This window comes from Psychroflexus torquis ATCC 700755 (assembly GCF_000153485.2).
In the GTDB taxonomy this organism is placed as follows: domain Bacteria; phylum Bacteroidota; class Bacteroidia; order Flavobacteriales; family Flavobacteriaceae; genus Psychroflexus; species Psychroflexus torquis.
Map to the genome: position 1 here is coordinate 3531887 of NC_018721.1, position 25866 is coordinate 3557752.

General features: G+C 36.1%; 19 protein-coding genes and 1 tRNA gene. 12 read left to right on the top strand and 8 right to left on the bottom strand.

Annotation, left to right across the window (positions count from 1 at the left end; all coding sequences use genetic code 11):
* Positions 1–103: 103 nt before the first annotated feature.
* The 5 genes from rplS to P700755_RS15245 form a co-directional block, all read right to left on the bottom strand.
* Positions 104–454 (bottom strand): 50S ribosomal protein L19, encoded by a 351-nt coding sequence (rplS, locus tag P700755_RS15225; RefSeq protein WP_015025533.1) that lies wholly within the window; start codon positions 452–454, stop codon positions 104–106.
* 105 nt (positions 455–559) lie between these two features.
* A complete protein-coding gene (gene trmD, locus P700755_RS15230) occupies positions 560–1240 on the bottom strand; it encodes a tRNA (guanosine(37)-N1)-methyltransferase TrmD (RefSeq protein WP_015025534.1) in 681 nt (226 codons plus the stop codon).
* Positions 1241–1243: 3 nt separating this feature from the next.
* Positions 1244–2542: an MFS transporter gene (locus P700755_RS15235; protein WP_015025535.1), complete on the bottom strand. Its 1299-nt coding sequence runs from the start codon at positions 2540–2542 to the stop codon at positions 1244–1246.
* Positions 2542–3153: a hypothetical protein gene (locus P700755_RS15240; RefSeq protein WP_015025536.1), complete on the bottom strand. Its 612-nt coding sequence runs from the start codon at positions 3151–3153 to the stop codon at positions 2542–2544. Before P700755_RS15240 ends, P700755_RS15235 begins: the two co-directional genes overlap by 1 nt.
* Before the next feature lie 96 nt (positions 3154–3249).
* Positions 3250–4698, bottom strand: coding sequence for a glyceraldehyde-3-phosphate dehydrogenase (locus P700755_RS15245; RefSeq protein WP_015025537.1), 1449 nt, complete (start codon positions 4696–4698; stop codon positions 3250–3252).
* A gap of 223 nt (positions 4699–4921) precedes the next feature.
* Here P700755_RS15245 and P700755_RS15250 point away from each other — a divergent pair, with 223 nt between their 5' ends.
* The gene (locus P700755_RS15250) at positions 4922–5560 is read left to right on the top strand and encodes a MarC family protein (protein ID WP_015025538.1); all 639 of its coding nucleotides are present in this window, start codon (positions 4922–4924) and stop codon (positions 5558–5560) included.
* Between the two features lies 1 nt (position 5561).
* Here P700755_RS15250 and P700755_RS15255 read toward each other — a convergent pair whose 3' ends face one another.
* Both P700755_RS15255 and lpdA read right to left on the bottom strand, forming a co-directional pair.
* The gene (locus P700755_RS15255; RefSeq protein ID WP_015025539.1) at positions 5562–6263 is read right to left on the bottom strand and encodes a DUF429 domain-containing protein; all 702 of its coding nucleotides are present in this window, start codon (positions 6261–6263) and stop codon (positions 5562–5564) included.
* Between the two features lie 358 nt (positions 6264–6621).
* On the bottom strand, positions 6622–8028 hold the full coding sequence (gene lpdA, locus P700755_RS15260; protein ID WP_015025540.1) for a dihydrolipoyl dehydrogenase: 1407 nt from the start codon (positions 8026–8028) through the stop codon (positions 6622–6624).
* 275 nt (positions 8029–8303) lie between these two features.
* On the opposite strand from lpdA, the gene nhaC reads away from it, so the two are divergent.
* From nhaC to P700755_RS15315, 10 genes are all read left to right on the top strand, one after another.
* Entirely contained in the window at positions 8304–9776 is a 1473-nt protein-coding gene (nhaC, locus tag P700755_RS15265) for a Na+/H+ antiporter NhaC (protein WP_015025541.1), read from the top strand.
* A 3-nt stretch (positions 9777–9779) separates the two neighbouring features.
* A complete protein-coding gene (gene bshB1, locus P700755_RS15270) occupies positions 9780–10496 on the top strand; it encodes a bacillithiol biosynthesis deacetylase BshB1 (protein ID WP_015025542.1) in 717 nt (238 codons plus the stop codon).
* A gap of 122 nt (positions 10497–10618) precedes the next feature.
* Entirely contained in the window at positions 10619–11032 is a 414-nt protein-coding gene (locus P700755_RS15275) for a transposase-like zinc-binding domain-containing protein (protein WP_015025543.1), read from the top strand.
* A 113-nt stretch (positions 11033–11145) separates the two neighbouring features.
* Positions 11146–12363, top strand: coding sequence for a hypothetical protein (locus P700755_RS15280; protein WP_015025544.1), 1218 nt, complete (start codon positions 11146–11148; stop codon positions 12361–12363).
* Positions 12364–12365: 2 nt separating this feature from the next.
* Positions 12366–12638 carry a DUF4212 domain-containing protein gene (locus P700755_RS15285; protein ID WP_015025545.1) on the top strand — a complete coding sequence of 91 codons (273 nt, stop codon included), beginning with the start codon at positions 12366–12368 and terminating at the stop codon, positions 12636–12638.
* 7 nt (positions 12639–12645) lie between these two features.
* Positions 12646–14433, top strand: coding sequence for a sodium:solute symporter family protein (locus P700755_RS15290; RefSeq protein ID WP_015025546.1), 1788 nt, complete (start codon positions 12646–12648; stop codon positions 14431–14433).
* A 278-nt stretch (positions 14434–14711) separates the two neighbouring features.
* On the top strand, positions 14712–17408 hold the full coding sequence (locus P700755_RS15300; protein ID WP_015025548.1) for a sensor histidine kinase: 2697 nt from the start codon (positions 14712–14714) through the stop codon (positions 17406–17408).
* Positions 17405–17779, top strand: coding sequence for a response regulator transcription factor (locus tag P700755_RS15305; RefSeq protein WP_015025549.1), 375 nt, complete (start codon positions 17405–17407; stop codon positions 17777–17779). The genes P700755_RS15300 and P700755_RS15305 overlap by 4 nt, the downstream gene beginning before the upstream one ends.
* Positions 17780–17790: 11 nt before the next feature.
* Positions 17791–21651 carry an acetate--CoA ligase gene (gene acs / locus P700755_RS19500; protein ID WP_015025550.1) on the top strand — a complete coding sequence of 1287 codons (3861 nt, stop codon included), beginning with the start codon at positions 17791–17793 and terminating at the stop codon, positions 21649–21651.
* Positions 21652–21817: 166 nt separating this feature from the next.
* Positions 21818–21893 (top strand) — tRNA-His (locus P700755_RS15315).
* Positions 21894–21939: 46 nt separating this feature from the next.
* Here the strand turns inward: P700755_RS15315 and P700755_RS15320 are convergent.
* The gene (locus P700755_RS15320) at positions 21940–23277 is read right to left on the bottom strand and encodes a M28 family metallopeptidase (RefSeq protein WP_015025551.1); all 1338 of its coding nucleotides are present in this window, start codon (positions 23275–23277) and stop codon (positions 21940–21942) included.
* 99 nt (positions 23278–23376) lie between these two features.
* Between P700755_RS15320 and pheT the strand changes: the two genes are divergently transcribed.
* Positions 23377–25803 (top strand): phenylalanine--tRNA ligase subunit beta, encoded by a 2427-nt coding sequence (pheT, locus tag P700755_RS15325; protein WP_015025552.1) that lies wholly within the window; start codon positions 23377–23379, stop codon positions 25801–25803.
* Positions 25804–25866 lie beyond the last annotated feature (63 nt).

The window sequence follows — 25866 nt, forward strand, 5'->3', positions numbered from 1 at the left end:
TGAAATCTAAAAACCTTGCTGAGAGGGTTATAAGGCTGTTAAAAACTAAAAAAACCTTCTATTGAATTCAATAGAAGGTTTTTTTAAAGATCGAAAAAATAAACTAGTTGGTTCTTTTTTCTTTAATTCTTGCTTTTTTACCAGTAAGGTTTCTGAAATAATAAATTCTAGCGCGTCTGACACTACCTCTTTTATTAATTTCAATTTTTTGAATAGCAGGCATGTTAATTGGAAAAATCTTCTCAACTCCTACAGTTCCACTCATCTTACGAATAGTGAAGGTTTTTGATACTCCAGGTCCTTTAATCTGAATAACGACTCCTTTATAAAACTGAGTACGTGTTTTTTGACCTTCCTTAATTTCGTAGTATACTGTAATAGTATCACCAGCAGAAAATTCTGGAAAATCTTTCTTTTCGACAAATTCGTCTTGTACAAATTTTACTAAATCCATTGTATTGGGTTTTAATATAACCTAAACCAACATTCACGCATTTCGTCAGAGGTTGAATTAGCGATTGCAAAAATACATAAAAAATCGTTTTATGCAAATCTAAATTTAATCTTCCTTCAATAAGTCTGGTCTGAGCTCTTTGGTTCTTTCTAGGGCTTTTTCATCTCTCCATTCGTCGACTTTTCTTTGGTGTCCGCTTAATAAAATCTTTGGAACTTCTAATCCTTTGTAGGTTGAAGGTCTTGTATAAATGGGCGGAGATAGCAAATCATCTTGAAAAGCATCGGTTAGAGCAGAGGTTTCGTTTCCAAGTACACCAGGGATAAGTCTTATGATGCTATCACACAAGACTGCTGCTGCCAACTCTCCTCCAGAAAGGACATAGTCACCAATAGAGATTTCTCTTGTGATAAAGAGCTCCCTTACGCGTTGGTCTACTCCTTTATAATGGCCGCAAAGCATTATTAAGTTGCCTTTTAGGGAGAGCGTATTTGCCATGGCTTGGTTTAAGACTTCTCCATCTGGGGTGAGGTAAATGACTTCATCATAATCTCTTTCACCTTTCAATTTAGAAATGCATTTGTCGATAGGCTCCACCATCATCACCATTCCTGCACCGCCACCATATTGGTAATCGTCAATCTGTTTATAACTGAGAGTGGTATAATCTCTAAGATTATGAATATGGATTTCTACTAGTTTTTTTTCAATGGATCTCTTTAGGATAGAAGCCTCAAATGGGCTCTTTAGTAAATCCGGAACTACAGTAATAATATCTATTCGCATTTCTTAAACTTTTTTGAGTTTGTAGCTCAATGTTATACAGGCGACCAAAAGTAAAAGGAAAAACCAAAATTGATAGGCTAGTCCAAAATGTTTTGCAATAAGGCCGAATGAAGCAGCTACTATGGTAAATAATCCAATTAATGTGTTTGCAACAGAAACATATGTTGGCCGCTCTTTTTCTGGGGCATAGTCTATAATGTACGTTTTTCTGCTCAATCTTGCTCCAGAATAAGCAACGCCATTAATAAATAAGACTGGCATAAAATAGTAAAAATTGAGGGTTTCATTATCAAAATAAACAAAAACCAGCGCATATAAAATACTCAATATAGACAAGCTAGCTGAAATTCTCATAAGCTGTAAACTAGATCTATCTGCCAATCTCCCCCAAATAGGACTACTTACTATTTGTGCTAGACTACCAATGACAATGATATAGCCTAAATAGTTCCAGTTTCCTTTGCTTACATCTTTTGCAAGCAGGATAAAAAATGGGTCTAATAGAGGAATTGCCATTAACAATGCTCTGGTAATGATGAAATTCCTGTACGATGAATCTTTCTTTAATAGGGAAACTCCAGTTTTTATTTCTTCTAAAGGGGTTCTTCCTCCCTCTGTAGACCCCGGTTGTTCTTTAATAGCTGAAAATAAAATTGAGGCAAAAATCCAAAGTACGGCAGCACAAGCAAATAGGCCAACGTATAGCCACTTGCTATCTTCTCCTTTTAGAAAAAATACTAAAGAGCCTCCAGCAATAAGAGCTAGAGACCCTCCAAATGTAGATCTATAACTCAACATTTGACCTCTTTCTCCTTTGGGGACAGTTTTTCCAGTGACGTCTTTGAAGCTTACAGAGCCAACTCCTGAAGCTATACTAAATAGAAGTAATAAGAAGACAATAGCATAACTTACGAAGGTCTGGTTATCGATAAAGGCAAGTAAGATTGCTGAAACAAGTAAACATAAGCCTTGAGTAAATCCAGCAGCAACCCAATACGGTTTTCGTTTTTGTTTTTCTCTTATCTTTCCGCTCACAAAAAGCTGTGGCAAAAGAGATCCTATGTCTTTTATAGGGACCAACATACCGATAAGAAAAAGTGGTGCTCCAAGAAAACTCAATATCCAAGGTAGAGTAAGCCCTGGGCTTATTAATTTTTCTGCAAATTTAGTAAGGCTACCATTAAAAATATTTAATATGAAGTTTTTTGGAAGATGTGTGCATTGGTCGTCCGGAATGGATTCGCAAATTCTAGCATCGGTATCCTCAGTCAAAAATTCATAAAAATCTTCGGTCTTGGCCATTATTTTTGATTGCCCTTACTCAATTTCTGAACTTTATTTTTTTCGTCTTGAAGTTCTCTTCCCAATTTCTGTTGCTTTTCTAAAGAGATGCGTTTATAACTTTCATGGTCTGCATCTAGATTTTTTAAATTCTGCTTAGCTTCTTTGGTAAGAAGATTACTCCTGTTGTATTTAAAAATAAATAAGAATAACAAAATAATGAGAACAGCCATGATAGACCACGTTATCGTTTTATAATTTGATTTTGTTAAAGGCATCTCTAAAAATACAATTTCATCTTTTTCGTTTTGAAGACCAGACAATTCTTTATTCAGGCCAGATACTTCTGTGATTAAACTTTGAATTTGTTTGTCTTGAGATTGAATACTGTCTTTTAGACTAGAGATATCTGTTTTCAATAAATCAAAAGCAGTAAAAACTTTCTTAATTGCAGCATTGATTTCAACTTTTTCTACAACCTTGTATTGCTGGTAATTATTAGACTTATCTACTAAAGTTTCAAGATTTTTTATTGCTGAAGGCTGCTGGTCTTGTTCTTTATTCTCTTTGTTTTGAGAAAAAGATAGGCTTGTGCAAAAAAAAGCAATAGCTAAAAGGTATAAGGGTTTCATACTAATTTAATTTTGAAGCAAAAGTATTTAAAATGCATCTAATAAAATCAATATCAAAAATAAAAATCCTTGAAGTTCAAGGATTTTTATGGGAAACTAATAATAGGTGAATCGCCTGACTTCAGAAATGTATTTTGCCAATCGTATGACTTGATGGCTATATCCAAATTCATTGTCATACCAAATATAAAGAACTACAGAATTGGTGTTCTCATCTACAATGCTCGCATGACTATCGAAGATAGCTGGGGCAGAAACTCCAATAATGTCCGAAGAGACGAGTTCATTATCTATAGAATATTTGATTTGTTCTACGAGTTCACCATTAAGAGCGTATTCCTTTATTTTAGAATTTAGCTCCTCTTTAGTGACTTTGTTCTTTAAATTTAAATTCAATATAGCTAAAGAACCGTTGGGCACTGGAACTCGTATTGCATTAGAGGTTAGTTTACCCTCCAATTGAGGAAGGGCTTTAGCAACTGCTTTTCCCGCTCCAGTTTCTGTGATTACCATGTTAAGAGCTGCTGCTCGGCCCCTTCTGTACTTGCTGTGCATGTTATCCACCAAGTTTTGATCATTGGTGTAAGCATGAATAGTTTCTAGATGACCATGTTCCAAACCAAAACTATCTTCTATGGCTTTCAAGATGGGAGTAATGGCATTTGTAGTACAAGAGGCCGCAGAATAGATAGAATGTTCTTTGGGGTCATACTCCTTATGGTTGACGCCATGAACGATATTAGGAATTCCTTTGGCTGGAGCGGTTAATAAAACTTTTGAAACTCCTTTAGAAGTCAAATGCCTTTCTAAAGCGTCCTTATCTCGAAAAGCACCAGTGTTGTCAATGACTAAAGCGTCTTGAATACCATAGGCTGTATAGTCTATATCTTCTGGTTGCTGAGCAGAAATTATTTTTACCGTAGTATCATTAATTATAAGGGAAGAATTTTCTAGGTCTACACGGACAGTTCCATTAAAATCGGCGTGAACAGAGTCGTTTCTTAATAATGAAGCTCTTTTCTCTAAAACGTCCTGAGTGATTTCTCCTCGGGTAACGATAGCTCTTAGCCTTAATTGATTTCCTTTACCAGTTTTGGCCATCAGTTCACGAGCTACCAGACGTCCTATTCTTCCGAAACCGTAAAGCACAACATCTTTGGGTGTGATCGCATTAAAATTTTGAGAGTTTTTCAGTTTATTGGAAAGAAAACTCATCACATCCTGATCTTCGTTTTCATTTTGAAGATATTCAAAAGTCAGTTTTCCAATGTCTAATTTGGAGGGGGGGAGATGAAGGTTTTTTATCCCCTCTGTGATTTCTGTAGAATCGAAAATAGAAATAGGCTTATTGACAAATGCACCAGCGTATTCGTGGAGCTTTAAAATTTCTCCAACATTTTTATTGATAAGAGAATTTTTAAATAAAACGAGTTCGATGGACTTTTCATACCATAAGTCGTTAACAATACTAATAAACTTTACAGAAGCGCGTCTTCGGTCTGCTTGAAAAGAAAGTTCCTTTTCGTATACTTGTGATGGAGTCATTGGAAGAATTGATTTTTAAAGTTTCGACAAAAGTATAGATTTCAATCGTTTTCGTTAACTGTTTTTAAGAAAAAAAAGCACATTTTTTAAAGTTTTTTGTCAAACTTTATTCTCTTTAAAATTTGAGTAAAAAACTTAACTTAAAGTTTGAATTATACGTATTGAAAATCAGAAAATTCAAAATACTTTTGCAAGATTTAAAATTGAACTTAATTCGTTACTAATGACTGAATTGATAGCCTTTGGGATTCTCTCGTTCACTACTTTTTTTACCATCATAAACCCTTTGGGTGTGATGCCCATATTTATGACGATGACTTCTGAATTGGATAAAGAAAGTCGAAAAGCTACAGCCAAAAAAGCAATATTAGCCTCTTTTGTTACCGTTATTATATTTGCATTTACGGGTCAGATCCTTTTTAAATTTTTCGGAATATCGGTGAACAGTTTTAGAGTAGTAGGAGGGATTATTTTTCTCTTGATGGGGATGGATATGTTGCAGGCTAGACTTGGTAAAGTGAAAGTTCAAGAGTCGGAGATTAAAACCTATGTTAACGATATTTCTATTACTCCCTTGGCTATCCCAATGATATGCGGTCCGGGAGCTATTACCAATGCCATTGTGATGATGGAGGATGCTAAAACGGTAGAAATGCAAGCAGTGTTAATTGGAGCTATTATTGTAGTTCTTGGTATTACGCTAGCTATCCTCTTGAGTGCGGGCAAAATTATAAAACTATTAGGGCAAACAGGAAATAATGTACTGATGCGTTTAATGGGCCTTATCGTTATGGTGATCGCTATAGAATTCTTTTTGAGCGGGTTTAAACCTATCTTTCAGGAAATTATTTCTGGACAATGAGCTAATAAGCGATTTTTACTAAAATACCATTTGCATCTGTATGGTTTTCATCTTCAATAAACCTTAGGTTGTTTGTTTCACTTTTTGAATTTGAGAGGCAAAGAACCATGGCATCGAGTATATCGTCTGGTTTTACTTTCGATTTTGGATACGTAGATGTGATAGAGTGATAGAGCTCTTCGAGTTCAGGAGCCAAGCTTATCAGAAGTTGAAAACGCTCTTGAAATCCTTCTTTAGTAGACTTTTTGGAGCTGATCACCTTAGATCCGTTTAAGTATTTGAAATCAATTTCAGGATGGCTTTCATAAATTTCTAAGGCGTTTGATTTCTCCTTAAAAAATTGATCGATTTCTTTTATTTTTTTGGAAATATTATGGCTTTGAATAGAGATGCTCTTTCCTAAAACCCTTTTGTTGATTTCACGAGCCTCGTCATAATTTTTGGCATAAACAGCTTCTCGGCAGGCCGGTGTAAAAATCGTAGACGCTCTTTTTTCCAATTGCTTTCGCATAGAACTTTCCACCGTTCTACAGAAATTTTCAGAAGATAAACCGATGGGAATATCTATAAATACACGTTTTAGATCGGAGTGTAAAGCGATCAATTCTGAAAATTGAGTGACGGCCAAACTAGAAAATTTGTTTTGGTCTTGTAAAATCACAATCCAGCCCAATGGACAGGAATCTATACCAGCTATTTTCATTTTTTAAAAAGGCTTCAGATGATTAATACCAAATTAAATTTATAATGTCGTATAAATAAATTGAATTATTTTTTGATTGATTGAAATAAAAAATAATTAGCATAGCCTTAGTTATGGTAATTATTTTTGATAAAAAGCAGGCGAAAAAGAAACGATTTATTGCTACATTATAGGTTTAATTTGGTATGATATGTAAAACAAAGTTACAGCTATTGAAATTAACGTTTACTCAAGACGGGGCTTTAAATCAAGAATAGCTAGAAGCTTCCTGTCTTCAAACTTGAGATTGACGTTAACAAAATCAGAATAAAAAAACCGATATATTTCTATACCGGTTAGTTTGGTCCTTATGGAAGGTTTAAATATGTAAAGCCCTATTACCTGTCGCGGCAAGCGCTGCTTCTTTTACAGCTTCTGCATAGGTTGGGTGAGCGTGACTCATCCTGGCTATATCTTCTGCACTAGCTCGGAATTCCATAGCTGTTACCGCTTCTGCGATAAGATCGGCTACTCTGGCGCCAACCATATGTACTCCGAGAACTTCGTCTGTCTCTTTATCTGAAAAAATCTTTACAAACCCGTCTACATCGCCACTAGCTCTAGATCTTCCTAGCGCACGCATCGGGAATTTACCAGTGTTATACTTGATGTTATCTTCAATGAGTTGTTCTTCGTTTTTACCGACAGAAGCTACTTCTGGCCAAGTGTAAACCACATTTGGAATAAGGTTATAGTTGATATGAGGTTTCTGACCTGAGATGACTTCAGCGACGAATGTACCTTCTTCCTCAGCTTTATGAGCAAGCATAAGGCCATCAATGACATCTCCTATGGCATAAATGTTATCTGCCGTCGTTTGTAATTTCTCATTCACTTTCACCTTACCATTTTCATTGATTTCAATACCAGCTTTATCGGCATTTAGACCGTCAGTAAAAGGTCGTCTTCCAACAGAAACTAGGCAGTAGTCTCCTTTAAATTCTACTTCTTTACCATTTTTATCATCAGCCTTCACCGTGATTTCATCTCCGTTGCGCTCGACGGATTTCACTTTATGCGAAAGCATAAATTTAGCTTTTTGTTTTTTCATGGCTTTCATCAATTCCTTGCTTTGATCTTTGTCCATGCCAGGTATGATGCGATCCATATACTCTAAGACAGTAACTTCTGCCCCTAGTCTTTTATAGACTTGTCCTAGCTCAAGACCAATCACTCCACCACCAATCATAATGAGGTGTTTTGGAATTTCTTTCAAGGAAAGAGCTTCTGTAGAGGTGATAATTCGTTCTTTATCAATATTGATAAAAGGTAAGCTAGAAGGCTTACTTCCTGTAGCAATAATGGTGTTTTTAGCTTCAATTACAGTCTCGTTGCCTTCACCATCAGTAATGATGATGTGTGTTTTGTCTTTAAAAGATCCAATACCTTGGTAAGACTCTATGTTATTTTTTTCCATCAGAAAATCAATTCCTTTGGTGGTTTGATCCACAACACCAGACTTGCGTTTCATCATATTTCCCAGATTAACCTTGACCTCTCCAGAAATATCTATCCCGTGTTCTTCAAAGTTTTTTATGGCGTCCTCGTAGTGATGTGAAGAATCTAGCAAAGCTTTAGAGGGTATACAGCCTACATTAAGGCAAGTTCCACCTTTGGTTGCATATTTTTCAATAATGACGGTTTTCATGCCTAATTGTGCACAGCGAATGGCTGCTACATAGCCTCCAGGTCCAGAGCCGATTACGGCTACATCGTATGTATTCATATTACGAATTTTAGTTTCAAAATAAAGTATTACAAATTTACACCTTCTTCATTAAAGGACAATTACTAGGCTAGAAAACCTTGTTAAATTATTGATAGTGATTTTGTTTTTGATAGCTTGACGCAAATTAGAAACACATTAAGAAAACGAGACTAGAAAAATAAACAACCTATTGAAAACAAGGCTATTGATTATCTAATGTTGATAAAACTCTACTTTTTTATTGTGAAATAAGTCACAAAATTGTAACATTACGTTCATTTTAAATTCTAAACATGAGTGAAGCTTCAAACGATACTGAAGAAATTCAGTCCAATTCCAAGATAAGATTAAGTATTTGGCAAGCCCTTATTCCAATTATAGCATTAATAGGTATGCTTGCTTATAATGTATTTATATATGGAGATGATTCCTTAGGAGGTTCTAATCAGTTCATTTTATTGATGGGTGGAGCCGTCGCCGCTATCGTTGGTGTTGTTAAAGGGGTTAAGTTTGAGGTGATGATAGAGGATGTGGCTAAGAATATTAAGGCGACTGCCGAGCCTATTCTTATTTTATTAATGGTTGGATCACTTGCAGGGACTTGGCTGCTAAGTGGTATTATTCCAACAATGATTTACTATGGATTACAAATCCTAAACCCTACTATATTCTTGGCAGCTACCGTAGTAATTTGCTCCGTGATCTCGATTGCAACAGGGAGTAGTTGGACGACTTCGGCGACCGTTGGGATTGCCTTAATTGGTATAGCTGAAGCGCTTGGAGTATCTGTCGCCATGACTGCTGGGGCTGTCCTCTCTGGCGGATATTTTGGCGATAAGCTATCTCCCATGAGTGATACGACAAATTTGGCTCCTGCCATGGCGGGTACAGATTTGTTTACTCACATTAGGTATATGACTTTAACTACAGTTCCTACAATAATAGTTACCCTTATTGCTTTCATTATTATAGGTCTTAATTTAGACACCTCTGGACAAACCAATCCTGAAGAAATTTTGGGTTCTATTGACGCTTCTTTTAATATTACTCCTTGGCTGTTTGTAGTTCCCGTCATAGTGATTGCTTTAATTATAAAAAAAACACCTCCACTTATTGCATTGCTTTTAGGAACATTATTAGCTGCTGGAGCTGCACTTATTTTTCAGCCAGATCTCGTTCAAATGATTGGAGGAGGGGAGACCTTGAACTTTGAAACCGCCTATAGAGGAATTATAAACGCAATTACTGTGGAAATTACCATCCCTTCAGAAAACGAATCTTTACAAGACTTATTTTCTGCTGGAGGAATGGCTGGCATGCTAGGGACTATTTGGTTGATTATCTGCGCTATGGTATTTGGTGGAATTATGGATGCAATTGGAGCTTTGGAAAGGATAAGTGAAGCCCTCTTGAATTTATTTACATCTATTTTTGGTTTGTTTTTTAGTACGGTTACTAGTTGTTTAGTTTTGAATTTAACCGCCTCTGATCAGTATTTGGCGATTGTTGTCCCTGGGAAAATGTTTGCCAAAGCTTATGAGAAAAAAGGGCTAGCCCCTGAAAACTTAAGCCGAACTTTAGAAGATTCTGGAACTGTGACTTCTGTTTTAATTCCTTGGAATACCTGTGGAGCATATCACAGTGGAGTACTTGGAGTTCCTGTAGCGGATTATTTCTTTTATGCGATTTTTAACTATTTGAGCCCATTTGTCACTCTAATTTTTGCAGCTTTCAACATTAAGATTAAACAATTGACGAAAAAGTAAACTATGAAATTAGATATATTAGCAATAGGAGCACATCCAGACGATATAGAGTTGAGTTGCTCTGGTACCTTAGCCAAAGAAGTTGAAAAAGGAAAAAAGGTTGGGATATTAGACCTTACTCGCGGCGAACTTGGAACTCGTGGAACTGCAGAAACACGCGACCAAGAAGCTAAAGATGCTGCTGGAATTCTTGGAGTAAGGATGAGGAAAAACCTAGAATTCAGTGATGGTTTTTTTTCAAATAATACGGCTCACCAATTAGAAATTATCAAAATTTTGCGCAAGTATAGACCTGAAGTTATCCTATGTAATGCTATACATGATAGACATATAGATCATGGGAAAGGAAGCAGGCTTGTGAGTGATGCCTGTTTTTTAAGTGGCCTAAAAAAGATTGAAACGGTTTATGAAGGAAACTTTCAAAAGGAATGGAGGCCAAAACATATTTATCATTATATACAGTGGTACGATATAGAGCCAGATTTTGTTGTAGATATTTCTGGTTTTATGGAGAAGAAGCTAGAGAGTGTGAAAGCTTACAAAACTCAATTTTTTGATCAAGGTAGCAACGAACCAAACACTCCAATTTCAAGCTCTAATTTCATTGACAGTGTGACTTACAGAGCTAGGAATTTAGGTCGAATCATAGGTACCGAACATGGAGAAGGGTTCACCGTTGAACGCTATCCAGCAGTTGACTCAATTTTAGATCTTATCTAGATAAATTTAAACCAAAAACGAATCACCCAAAAGTCGATAGATCGGCTTTTGGGTTTTTTATTTATAGATAATTTCATAATAATATCTTGCTAATTTGATATATTTATGCAAAATTAATATATATGGATTTTTGCCCTCAATGTCAATCTGATGAAATAGTGAAAAGTGGTATTGTAAATGACCGTCAACGCTATAAATGTAAATCATGCAATTACTTTTTTACTGTTAATAAATTAGGAAAAAAAATTGATCAGTATTATGTTACTAAAGCGCTTCAGCTTTATTTAGAGGGGCTCACTTATCGTGAAATTGAACGTATTTTAGGAATTTCTCATGTGAGTGTGATGAACTGGGTTAAGAAGTATAATATTCAAAAAGTTCAGAATTTAGATTTTCATCCTACATACAAAATTTTAAGTCAAAGCGAACTTGGAAATTACTTTTCTCTACCAGAGAATACAAAGGGATCTGGTGTTATTGTCACAGAGCTTGGAGACAAATTCATGATCATAAAATGGGAGCGATTTAAAGAATAGCTATACCAGTTACCAAAAATATATATTTAATTTTAATTAACAGATTTATTATTTGAAGTTCGTGTCAAGTTATTAGCAATAAAAGGTTTAAAAAATTAAAAACTTGACACATAATGAGACATTATATTACACTCTTCGTATTGTTAGCCTTAGTTTTTAGCAACAGTGCATTCTCTCAAGGCTCACCTAATTATAAGGGAGGCTTTAAAATTAAGTTTGACGATAGCGATAATAAGTATGTTAGAATTTTAACTTGGGTTCAAACGCAAGCTAATTTTTCAGACTCTCGTCCAGACGACCAAGCCGATGTTTCTTTTCAATTAAGACGTGCACGATTACTCGTTTATGGTCAAATAACAAAAGACTTCCTAATTCTAACTCACATTGGTATTAATAGCCTGAATGCTCAGAATATGGATCCTCTAGGAGCCGATGGTGCTCCTCAAGTTTTTATGCATGATGCTTGGGCACAATACGATATTTCAGATCAGATCACTGTTGGAGGAGGACTTCATTATTGGAACGGTTTGTCGAGATTGAACTCTCAAAGTACTTTGAATTTGATGACATTAGATAACAATAGGTCATCTTGGGCTACTTTAGGACTTACAGACCAGTTTGCCAGGCATGTTGGTGTATTTGCTAAAGGTAATTTTGGAAAGCTTCAATATAACGTTGCAATCAATGAAGCAATTGTAAATGGTCTAGACACCAATCCTTTATCTGATACTAATGCGGTTTACCAAGGTGCTAATATTCTGGGGACTGCTGAAGCTGGAAAAACGTACACAGGTTATTTTGCATATAATTTCCTCAATCTGGAATCCAACTTCCTCCCCTATAAAGTAGGGACTTACTTAGGCACTGAGCGTATTTTTAATGTAGGTGCTGGGTTTTTCCATCATCCAAATGGTGCCATCATACTTAAAGAAAATCAATCTGTTGGTGAAAATGTGACCCTTTTTGCTGCAGATTTATTTTATGATGCACCCATAGGAGAAAATGGAGCTTCTTTAACAAGTTATGCCGTTTTTCAATCCAATGACTATGGGACAAATTATTTTTTAGGACCCTATTCTTCCGGCGAAATGCTTTACGGGCACTTTGGCTATCTTTTGTCAAGTACAAAATCTACAACTCGTTTTCAACCCTACGTTTCCTATAACTACACTTTTATAGATGCTTCAGATCAGGATAGAACTAGTTTAGGATTGGGGATAAACGCCTATCTCAATGGTCATAATTCAAAATTAACTTTAGAGTACAAATCAGAATCATTCGGAACTATAAACCAGAACACCCTTAGCCTTCAGGCTATGATATACTTATAACTATGGATAAACAAACTGACAACAAACAGAAACACGCCTCCGCTTATTGGAGAGAAAACCTCAAATATCTTGCTATACTACTCCCCATTTGGTTTTTTGTATCCTATGGAGCAGGTATAATTTTTAAAGACTGGCTAGACCAATTTCAGATTGGAGGCTTCAATGTTGGCTTTTGGTTCGCACAACAAGGATCTATCTACGTATTCATCATATTGATATTTGTATACGTAAGGTTAATGAACAAATTAGATAAAAAATACGGATACGATAAATAAATAAACTATGGATTCTCAATTACTTACTTATATTTTTGTTGGCGTTTCATTTGCTCTATACATCGGAATAGCGATTTGGAGCAGAGCTGGATCAACTAAAGAGTTTTATGTTGCTGGTGGAGGGGTTTCACCTTTAGCAAATGGTATGGCTACAGCTGCAGATTGGATGTCTGCGGCATCTTTCATATCGATGGCTGGTATTATCTCATTCATGGGGTACGATGGTTCGGTTTTTTTGATGGGCTGGACAGGTGGCTTTGTTTTATTAGCACTATTGCTAGCTCCTTATTTGAGAAAATTTGGAAAATTCACAGTACCTGATTTTATAGGAGACCGTTACTATTCAAAAACAGCTCGATCTGTTGCCGTTATTTGTGCATTGATTGTTTCTTTTACCTATATCGCTGGCCAAATGCGGGGAGTAGGTGTTGTCTTCTCAAGATTTTTGGAAGTAGAAATTGAAACAGGAGTTATCATTGGGATGATTATAGTCCTTTTTTACGCTGTTTTAGGAGGTATGAAAGGGATTACTTACACTCAAGTCGCTCAATATTGTGTTTTGATTTTTGCTTTTTTGGTTCCTGCAATTTTTATCTCCTTTCAAGCGACAGGAAATCCTATTCCAATGTTTGGGATGGGAGATACGCTTACTAGTCAACCAGACACTTTCATGCTAGACAAGCTAGATGGTTTAAGTGAGGAACTTGGTTTTAGTGCTTATACTGAAGGGTCTAAAGATTTAATAGATGTTATTGCAATTACTCTTGCCTTAATGGTAGGTACTGCTGGTTTACCTCATGTTATCGTAAGATTCTTTACCGTTAAACGGGTTAAAGATGCAAGAAAATCTGCAGGATATGCATTGCTGTTTATTGGTATTTTATACATTACAGCCCCCGCTGTTGCTTCTTTTGGAAAACTTAATTTAATAGAAACAGTAAGCGAGAAAAAGTATTCCGAAATGCCAAAATGGTTTACGACTTGGGAAAACTTGGGTTTACTCGCTTGGATAGATAAGGATTCCGATGGTAAAATTCAATATTTAGGGGTTGCTAAAGATGGGGGTAATGCCTTAACAGGAATTCCGATATTTTCAGAAAATGAAAGAGGTAAAAATGGAGAACGTTTAGTTGAAAACCCTTCAAGCAACAAAAATGAGCTTTATGTAGATCGCGATATAATGGTTCTAGCTAATCCAGAAATAGCAGATTTACCAAACTGGGTAATCGCTCTTGTGGCGGCGGGCTGTTTGGCTGCTGCATTATCCACTGCTGCTGGACTTTTATTGGTGATCTCCTCTTCCGTTTCTCATGATCTTATCAAGAAAATGATCAAACCAGATATCTCTGATAAAGGAGAATTAGTCGCTGCGCGTTTAGCAGCTGTAGCAGCTGTAGTTGTAGCAGGTTATTTTGGTATAAATCCACCAGGTTTTGTGGCAGCAGTTGTTGCTCTGGCCTTTGGCTTGGCCGCAGCCTCTTTTTTTCCAGCCATAATTTTAGGCATATTTTATAAGCGAATGAATAAAGAGGGTGCAATAGCAGGTATGGTAGTAGGAATCTGTCTGATGTTATTTTATATGTTGAAATTCAAATTTGACTTTTTTGGAGGAGGTACCTCAGAAGATTGGTGGTTTGGTATTTCTCCGGAGGGCTTTGGATCTGTTGCTATGTTCGTTAACTTCTTTGTTTCGATAGTGATAAGTAAGTTTACACCAGAACCTCCACTTGAAGTTCAAGAAATGGTTGAAAGTGTAAGAATACCAGCTGGAGTAGAAGAAGCTTCAGATCATTAGGTTTTAGATTAATTCTCAAGAGAAAGTTAATAGAAGCTCATTCTCTTGAGAATTTTATTTAAATTATGTCCCAATTTAGAGTCAATGAAAAAGAGACATCAACAGAAACTTATTTTTTTAAGCTTGAGTTTAATTGTGCTCATTAATATACCGTTTGTCCTCGCTTATAATTCTGATGTTTCGGTTTTTGGATTTCCTTTATTCTACTTTTTCATTTTTATGATTTGGTTGATAAGTGTTGTCATCTCATTTTCAATCCTTAAAAAATATTCAGATTAATGAGTAAAACTGGACTCATAGCTCTCATATTTACTTATTTAGGAATTTTGTTTCTCATTGCTTTTTTTGCTGAAAAAAATAAAGGGTCAAAGTTAGTTTCACATCCAGCTATTTACGGACTTTCACTTGCGGTTTATTGTTCTGCTTGGACTTATTATGGTAGTGTTGGGATGGCTGCAACGTCTGGAATAGAATTTCTTACTATATACCTTGGTCCGGTCATAGCCGCCCCATTATGGATTGTAGTACTCAAGAAAATTATACAACTATCCAAAGCTTATAAGATCTCTAGTATTGCAGATTTTATATCTCTACGGTATGGAAATAGCCGGTCACTGGGTGCTCTGGTTACTTTAGTTTGTCTTGCGAGTATAATTCCTTATATTTCTTTACAGCTCAAAGCGATTTCTGAAACTTTCGAAATTGTTTCTACCTCGACAATAGGGATTGAAGGGACATCTGTTATCACAGATTCTACTTTTTATATCGCTCTCATTTTAGCAGTTTTTGCTTCATTCTTTGGAACTTTATCTCTAGATGCTTCTAAAAACAGAACAGGGGTTATGTTTTCTGTCGCTGCTGAATCTATTCTGAAACTTACATTTTTCTTAGTCGTAGGTATTTATGTTACCTTCTATGTATTTGATGGGACTGTAGACCTTTATAAACAAGCTAATTTGGACTTAAATCTGAATAAGCTTAGCACCATAAATGGTTTAAACGGAGGTATAAACTGGTACTTTAGTATTGCACTTTCCTTTTTAGCAATTTTTCTATTGCCTCGACAGTTTCAGACTTCAGTGGTAGAATTCAACAACCGCAAGCAACTTAAAATAGCCATTTGGTTGTTTCCTTTATACTTATTGCTTTTCAATGTTTTTGTAATTTTTATAGCTTGGGGTGGTTTGTTGATTCTAGGAAATGAAGCTAACGCAGATTATTTTACGCTTCTTATTCCCTTGCATTTTGGTGATAAGTGGCTTGCCGTTTTAGTCTTCTTAGGGGGACTTTCAGCCGTGATTTCTATGGTCGTGGTTTCCACAGTTGCGTTGTCTACCATGTTGAGTAACAACCTCATTATACCCTATGGTTTTTTAAAAAGATTTACCAATAATAAGTCCTTGAACAATGAGAAAACCATTAAAAACATAAGGCGGCTTTGTGTTTTTAGCTCAATAATCCTTGCTTATTTACTTTATTCGATGTTCAATCCACAGATATCTCTATTTTCGATTGGGCTCATTTCATTTTTAACTATAGCCCAGCTAGCTCCAAGTTTTTTTATAGGAATGTTCTGGAATAGGGGCTCTGCTTTAGGATCCAAAGTTGGAATCTTACTTGGAATGAGTGTCGTCGTTTTTACCTATTTGCTGCCTTTTTTTACTGAAAATATTTTGAATAATAATAAATTTGTAGAGGAGGGGTTCTTAGGGATAGGAGTTTTAAAGCCTTACGCTCTTTTCGGAATCGAACTACTGAACCCTGTAAATCATTCTTTATACTGGAGTCTACTTCTGAATACAGGAGTTTATCTAGTGTTGTCTGTCATCAGAAAAGGTAATTATAGAGAACGCAATTATGGTGAGATGTTCGTGAATAGTGAAGAAGTCATTCAACTTAAAGAGAATGCTTTTGTTTGGAAAGGAGAGGCCTACGTGAAGGATATTCATAATATTTTAATTCGTTTTCTTGGGCAAGAAAAAGCTGACAAGGCCTTAAGAGTCTTTAGAAAGAGATACCGTGTAAATCCAGAAGAAAAGTTGGCAGATGCAAGATTTATAAACTTTTCAGAACGTCTGCTCACCGGAGCAGTAGGTAGTGCTTCAGCCAAAATATTGATTTCTAATGTAGCAAAGGAAAAGCCAGTCTCATTGGTCGAAGTGCTCAATATACTTGAAGAAAATAAAGAAACCATTTCTGTAAATAAATCTCTGGAAGAACAATCTCAAAAATTGATAAAGTTAACTTCAGATTTAAAATTGGCCAATGAAGAACTTAAAATTCAAGATCAATTGAAGGATGACTTTTTAGATACGGTTGCGCATGAGCTCAAAACACCAATTACCTCTATAAAAGCCAGCTCAGAAGTTCTATCAGATAACGATGACATGCCGATGGAGCTTCAGCAAAGATTTTTGGCTAATATCATTCAAGACACGGAGCGTTTGAATGTGCTGATTAATGATATTTTAGATTTAGAAAAAATGGCCTCAGGGAGAGATATGTTAACCTTAAAATTCCATCGTCTTGACGAATGCGTTCAAGAGGCTATACATGGAATAAGTAGTATTGCTCAAAGGCAGAATATCGATGTCAGATTTCAACCTGATTCAAATGTAGTATTGGAATTTGACTACAGCAAAATCTTGCAAGTTTTTACTAATTTGCTTTCTAATGCTTTAAAATTTGTCCCTGACAATAAGGGAGTTATTGAAGTTTTTCTAGAGCACAATTCAGAAGAAATAGTGTGTATAATAAAAGATAATGGGAAAGGAATTCCAGAAGGGGATAAACACTTAATTTTCAAGAAGTTTTACCAGTCTAAAAATCAAACTTTCAAAAAGCCAACAGGAAGTGGTTTTGGACTAGCCATATGCCAGCAAATTGTGGAGATGCATGGAGGAGAAATTTATGCAAATCCAAAGCTAAAGACAGGTGCAGAAATTATAATCAAACTACCAAAATCCAAGTCATGAAAAAGATACTACTAGTAGATGATGAACCCAACATCATTATGGCGTTGGAGTATACTTTGAGAAAGAATAACTATAATATCTTTATTGCAAGAGATGGAGAAGAAGCTATTTTGCTTTCAGAGAAGCTACAACCCGATCTCATTATTCTGGATATCATGATGCCTAAGGTGGATGGTTATGAAGTTTTAGAGTATTTGAGACAACACGAAACCTTAAAATATACAACTCAAACTATTATTATAAGTGCTAAACAAAAAGAAACCGATGTCCAGAAGGCTTTAAGTCTTGGAGCAAAAGAATATATCAAAAAGCCATTTTCAATGAAAAAGCTTTTGAACACAGTCACTGATTTATTAACACCAAACCAATAAAATATAGCATTATGGATTATAAAGAAGTATATCTAAAAAGCATTGAACACCCAGAAGAATTCTGGCTGGAAGAGTCTAAAAAAATAAAGTGGTTTAAAGCTCCAACCAAAGCCTTTGAGCAGACTTCAGAAGGGATTTACAATTGGTTTCCAGATGGAGAGACCAACTTGAGTTATTTATGTTTAGACCAGCACGTTGAAGATGGATATGGTGATGAGATAGCTCTTATATATGATTCTGCAGTAAGGCAGAAGCAAGTCAAGTATACCTACAGCGAAGTTTTAGAAAAAGTATCTAAACTTGCCGGTGGACTAAAAGAATTGGGTGTTGAAAAGGGAGACCGGGTCATCATTTATATGCCTATGATTTCTCACTCTTTATTCAGTATGCTGGCATGTGCTAGGATAGGAGCTATACACTCTGTAGTTTTTGGAGGTTTTGCTCCAGATGAATTGGCGATAAGAATAGATGATGCGAAACCAAAAGTTATTATAACTGCCACTTCAGGTATAGAAGTCGATAGACTTATTGCCTATAAACCAATGCTAGATGAGGCGATTGAAAAGGCAAAGCATAAAGTTGAAAAAGTAATCGTCTTCAACAGGAAATTAGGTGTCGAATTTGAGGAAAAACCTTACGATATAGATTACTTAGAATTGATGGAAAAGGCTAAGCCAGTAAATGCAGTAGCTTTAAAATCTCAAGACCCCTCCTATATTCTATACACATCTGGAACTACTGGTTCACCAAAAGGAGTGGTAAGAGACATTGGTGGTTATGCTGTTGGTCTTAAATTTTCAATGGAAAATATCTATGGCACCAAACCAGGAGACACCTTTTGGGCTGCTTCGGATGTAGGGTGGGTCGTAGGACACAGTTATATAGTCTATGCCCCGATGATTCAAAGAAATACGACTATCATTTATGAAGGTAAACCTGTAAAAACACCAGATGCTGGCGCTTTTTGGAGAGTGATAGAAGATCACAAAGTGAATGTTATGTTTACAGCACCCACTGCGTTTAGAGCTATCAAAAAGGAAGATCCACATGGTGAATTTATAAAAAAATATGACATCTCTTCTTTGAAATATCAGTTTTTAGCAGGAGAGCGATGCGATGAAACCACCTTGAAATGGGCACAGAATCACCTAAAAATTCCTGTAATCGACCATTGGTGGCAAACAGAATCGGGATGGCCTAATGTTGCCAATTTTATGGGAATGGATGCTTTACCAATTAAGCTGGGTTCCTCGGGCAAGCCTGTTCCAGGATATGATCTTGTCATACTTTCTGAAGAAGGCGAGGTCTTACCAGCTAATACAGAAGGTTACATCTGTTCTAAACTACCACTTCCTCCTGGATTTATGCAAACGCTTTGGGATAATCACGAGCGTTATAAAAATGGCTATTTGAGTAAGTTTCCTGGGTATTATTTTTCTGGGGATGGCGGTTTTATAGACGAAGAGGGTTACGTATTTATAACTGGAAGAATTGATGATGTTATCAATGTTTCTGGTCATCGTCTTTCTACTGCTTCTCTCGAGGAAGTGGTGTCTCAACACCCTTCTGTTGCTGAATGTGCAGTAGTTGCCCTACAAGATGCCCTTAAAGGTGAAGTCCCTTTAGCTATTGTCGTTCCAATATTGGGCGATGAAGATTATGAATCTTACAAAATGCAAACTGAAATCGTGCAACTGGTAAGGGATAAAATTGGACCTATTGCAGCATTAAAAAATGTAGTCATCGTTAAACGACTTCCGAAAACAAGAAGTGGTAAAACCTTAAGAAGAACACTTAAAAAATTGGTGGCTGGAGAACCCTACAAACTCCCATCTACTATCGAGGATCCGATGGTAATAAGTGAGATTATAGAGATTTTTGATCAACAAAAAATCGGTGCATTTAGTTTTAATAAAAATCAAGTTACACAATCTCTAAAAGCGCTTACCACTAGTTATTATAACATCGATTCTTTAGCAAAATATATCGATGTCTACAGGATTTCTCAAAATGATCCAGAGAATTTCTGGAATACCATTGCAGAAAGAAACTTTGTATGGAGAAAAAAATGGGATTCCGTATTAAAATGGAATCGCGAAAAAGCAGAGGTAAGTTGGTTTGAAGGAGCTCAACTCAATATTACCGAAAATGCTATAGATAGGCATTTAAAGACTAGGGGGAATAAAACGGCGATTATTTGGGAACCTAACAATCCAGATGAAGAAGCTCTTCATATCACTTATAATGAGTTGTCTAAGCGCGTCAATAAAATGGCGAATGTGTTGAAAAGAAATGGTGTCCTAAAAGGAGATCGCGTATGCATTTATTTACCTATGATTCCAGAGTTGGCTATTTCAACCTTGGCTTGTGCTAGGATTGGAGCAGTTCACTCTGTTGTATTTGCAGGATTTTCAGCGTCTGCACTCTCTTCAAGAATTAACGATTCAGATTGTAAGATGGTCATCACTTCCGATGGGTCATACCGCGGTTCTAAAACTATTGATCTAAAAGGTATTGTAGATGAAGCTTTGGAAAGCACGCCTTCAGTAGAATGTGTTTTGGTAGCTAAGCGAACGTTTTCTAAAATTGAGATGACAGAAAATCGAGATGTCTGGCTTCATGAAGAATTGAAAAAAGTAGATGATAAATGTGAAGTAGAAATCATGGATGCTGAAGATATGCTTTTCATACTCTATACTTCAGGTTCTACGGGAACTCCAAAAGGGATGGTACATACGACAGCTGGATATATGGTATATACTGCGTTTTCATTTAAAAATGTTTTCCAATACAAAGAAAATGATGTGTACTGGTGTACAGCAGATATAGGGTGGATTACTGGCCATTCTTATATTGTTTATGGTCCCCTTCTTAATGGAGCAACAACCTTGATGTTTGAAGGTGTTCCGTCTTATCCAGATTTTGGAAGATTCTGGGATATCATAGATAAATATAAAGTGAATCAATTTTACACCGCTCCTACAGCAATTAGAGCATTGGCTAAGCAGGACATTAAGTTTGTTAATCAATACGATTTATCATCCCTGAAAGTTTTAGGAAGTGTAGGAGAGCCTATTAATGAAGAAGCTTGGAATTGGTACAATGAAAATATTGGCAAAAAGAAGTGCCCCATCGTAGATACGTGGTGGCAAACTGAAACAGGAGGTATTATGATTTCTCCAATTCCTTTTGTAACTCCAACTAAGCCTACTTATGCCACGCTTCCTCTACCAGGTATACAGCCTTCTTTAATGGATGAAAAAGGAAATGAAATTAAAGGGAATAGCAGTTCTGGACGACTTTGTATTAAGCATCCTTGGCCAAGTATGGCAAGAACTGTTTATGGAGATCATCAACGGTATATCGACACTTATTTTTCAGCTTATGAAAATATTTATTTCACTGGAGATGGGGCTCTCAGAGATGAGGTGGGTTACTACCGTATAACAGGTAGAGTAGACGATGTCATCATAGTGTCTGGTCATAATTTAGGAACTGCACCAATAGAAGATGCTATCAATGAGCATCCAGCAGTTGCAGAGTCTGCTATTGTGGGATTTCCTCACCAAGTGAAGGGAAATGCTTTAGCTGGGTTTATCATTTTGAAAAACGATGGAGAATCCAGAAATAGGGAAAATTTAAGCAAAGAAATCAATCAATTAATTTCAAGTAAAATAGGCCCTATAGCCAAGTTGGATCGTGTTCATTTTGTTTCTGGTTTACCTAAAACTCGAAGTGGAAAGATCATGAGAAGAATTATGAGAAAGGTATCTTGCAACGAAGCAGATCAAATAGGAGACGTCTCAACGTTGCTTGATCCTACAATTGTTGATGAGATAAAAGAAAAGGTAGCCCCTTTTTTATACGAATAAGGGGTTGAAATTCGATTTAAGCTGATTTAATGAAACTCATAACCTGTTCACTTAAAGGGAATTGATTCGGTGATGAGTTTCATTTTTTTATTTTTTTTGTTATTTATTGAAATCCTTTTGTAGAATGCAATATTATATTAAATTTGCAGTGTCTTAAAAGACAACTGGTGGATGTAGCTCAGTTGGTTAGAGCACTGGTTTGTGGTATCAGGGGTCGTGGGTTCGAGCCCCATCTTCCACCCAAAAAAGTCCTATCGTTTTCGATAGGACTTTTTTATTTAGGTGCTTTTATCTCATGATTTTTGAAGGAAAGACGACTGCGCTTTCATGACCATTTTTTCCAATCGCTGCTACTCCAAAGTAAAAATTATCGATAATAATTCCTTTTAGAGTCACTTCATTCACATTTTCAACATATCTAAAATGATCCCACGTAGGAGAAGTTGTCATTCTCCAGTAAATCTTATAGCCTTTAATATCTTTAGCATCTCTCTGTTTCCATGCAAGTTTTACAGAGGGTTCTACAATACCACCGATCTCTACCTCGGTTGGGGCAGGAGGAGCCCATGCTAAACTAGCCATAGAGATAGCATTTACAGCCGTTAATTTTTTATGATAGTCAAAATTGACATGGTCGATGACATCGCCATATTCAATACCATCTTCTGTTCGAATATCTTGATGCTGCCGATTATAATTTTCATGAGCTTCCATGATCCGTATCCCTGGGAAACCTAAATCATTAAAAGGTTTATGGTGACCTCCACGACCAAAACGGTCTAACCTGTATACCATCATAGGATTCATTTCTGGCATATAGGTTTGCGTTGTTTTATGAACATATCTAGCAAGTTGTCTAGAACTTCCATCTACTTCTCCACCATAAAAACGCTTCATTTGTCTCTCCCTGTCAGTTTCAGTTGGATTGTAAGCTTCACTAAAGATCCTAAACGTGCGGTTGTCGATAACTCCATCCAAACCTTCAATATTTCCTATCATATCGTTATTGAGGACTCCAATGATATTCCATTCATTTTCCTTAGCATAGTTAGCCAAAAACTGTCCGCCATACAAACCTTGTTCTTCTCCACTCAAGCCGACGTAAACAATACTATGGTCAAACTCATATTGACTTAGAACTCGGGCAGCTTCCATAGCCCCGGCAATTCCAGTAGCATTGTCATTGGCTCCTGGAGCGTCTGTTTTAAAATCTTGAGTGTCTGACGCTCTAGAATCGATATCACCGCTCATAATAATGTATGAATTTGGATATTTCTTTCCTTTTTGAACTGCTACGACATTAACTATTTCTGCAGTTTTAGGTATTCGATTTCCCATTTCTGGCGTAACGGTTTCACTTTGATAGAAAACAGTAAGGCAATCACCACAGTTTTTTGAAATACGTTCGAACTCTCCTTTGATCCATCGTCTAGCTGCACCAATACCACGAGTATCGCTTTCTGTTTCACTAAAGGTGTTTCGGGTTCCGAAATCAACTAGGTTTTGAACGTTGTATTCAAGTTTTTCAGCTGATACTTCATCCACAATATCATAAATTCTAGTATCTACTTGGCCGTAAAACAGACTTGCAAATCCTAAAAAGGCAATCGTAATAACTTTTCTCATTGTATTTATTTTAAAATTCAATTTACCATAATTTTAGAGGAATAAAAATTTTAAGAGCCAAGGCGGTTTGTTATCTTTGCGCCTCTATAAATATAAAGTATGAAGATTTCTTTCAATTGGTTAAAACAATTCATCAATACAAAATGGTCTGCAGAAGAGACTGAAGTTTTACTTACAGATTTAGGTCTTGAAGTAGAAGGCATTGAAGCATTTGAATCTATAAAAGGTAGGCTAGAAGGTATCCTTGTGGGTCGTGTAGAATCTTGTGAATCCCATCCTAATGCTGACCGGCTGAAGTTAACTAAAGTCAATATTGGTACAGATACATTACTAACTATTGTTTGCGGAGCTCCAAATGTTGCTGAAGGTCAATTAGTTCCTGTTGCAACCATTGGTACTACTTTATATGATGATAAAGGCCAACCCTGGACTATTAAGAAAGGCAAGATAAGAGGAGAAGTAAGTGAAGGTATGATTTGTGCCGAAGATGAAATAGGCCTTGGTGGAAGTCACGATGGAATAATGGTGTTGGAAGATGCATTAATACCTGGAACACCCCTAAATGAAGTATTTCCGGTTGAAACTGATGAGGTTTTTGAAATTGGTTTAACACCCAACAGAGCAGACGCTATGTCTCATTGGGGAGTAGCAAGAGATTTAAGAGCTGGATTAATTCAAAATGAAATCAACTTACCTATTGACACCCCTTCTGTGAGTAGTTTTCATGTTGAAAACAGAAGCAACAGAGTGTCTATAGAAGTGAAAAAACCCAAATTGGCCCCAAGATATTGTGGAGTTACTGTTTCGGGTATTGAGGTAAAGGAATCACCAGACTGGTTAAAAAATAAACTAAAAGCTATAGGAATAAATCCTAAAAACACTATTGTAGATGCCACAAATTATGTGATGCATGAGTTAGGACAACCTCTGCATGCTTTTGATTTAGACAAAATTAAAGATCGAAAAATTCAAGTTAAAACTTTAAAGAGTGGGACTAAGTTTACCACTTTAGACGGGATAGAAAGAGAACTTCATGAGGACGACTTAATGATTTGTGACTCACAAAAACCACTTTGTATAGCTGGGGTTTTCGGGGGTCTAGAATCTGGGGTTACAAAAAACACGTCTAGCATATTTCTAGAAAGTGCTTACTTTAATGCTGTAAGCATTCGTAAAACTGCTAAAAGGCACGGTCTCAATACAGACGCTTCTTTTAGATACGAAAGAGGTATAGATCCTAATATTACAGAATTCGCTCTTAAAAGAGCGGTTTTATTAATTCAAGAAATTTCAGGAGGTCATGTCACTAGTGATGTAGATGATTTTTATCCTAAGAAAATTGAAGATTTTCAAGTGTTTCTAACTTTTGATAAAATAAATCATTTGATAGGACAGGAAATTGATTCTGGGGTCATTAAAACAATTCTCACCTCTCTGGACATCAAGGTAAACAATGTTTCGGAAAGTGGATTGGGACTTACTATCCCCGCTTATAGAGTAGATGTGCGAAGGGAAGTGGATGTTATTGAGGAGATTTTGAGAGTATATGGGTATAATAATATTGAATCTGATAGCAAGTTCAATGTTTCTGTTGCCAACTCATCTCCTTACGACGACTATAAAGTCCAAAATAAAATAGCAGACCAACTCGTGTCCCAAGGTTTCTATGAAACGATGGCTAATTCTTTGACGACCAAATCCTACGTAGATTTAATCGACGACCTTAAGGAAGAACATAATGTAAATATTCTCAACGCTTTAAGTTCCGATCTTGGCGTTATGAGACAATCTATGCTATGTTCTGGCTTGGAATCTCTAAGCTATAATATCAATAGAAAAAGTACCGATTTAAAATTCTTTGAATTTGGTAAAACCTACCACAAATTCAACTCAGATTATAAGGAGCTTAAGCACTTGTCTTTATTTCTGACTGGTTTTAAATCTTCTAAGACTTGGATTAGACCTCAAGAAACGACTAGCTTTTTTGAACTCAAAGGAATCTTAGCAAGTATTTTCGAAAAACTTGGTATTACAGATCTTTCCTTTCAGACTGTAGAATCTTCATTGTTTTCAGAAGGTCTTATGGGTAAAATAAAAGCTCAAACCATTGTTGAATTTGGAAGAGTAACCCCTCATATTTTAAAATCTTTTGATATTGATCAAGAAGTTTTATATGCAGATGTTCACTGGGATGCCGTCTTAGAGGTCATTCAAAATCATCAATTAAAAATAAAAGACATACCTAAGTATCCTTCTACTCAAAGGGATTTTGCATTACTTTTAGATAAATCGGTGAAATTTGATGATCTTAAAACATCAGCCTTCAAAACAGATAAGACTATTCTTAAGGAGGTAGATTTATTCGACGTTTATGAAGGAGACAAGTTACCTGAAGAAAAAAAGAGCTATGCGCTTAGGTTTAAATTTATAGATGAAGAGAAAACACTTACCGATAAGCAGGTGGATAAAGTCATGACTAAACTCCAAAATCGATTTGAAACTGAATTCGGCGCTAGTTTAAGATAACTTGACTTTAGACGATATTTAAAATTAATAACGGTTTTATATCGAGACGTTTTCTATTTTTAA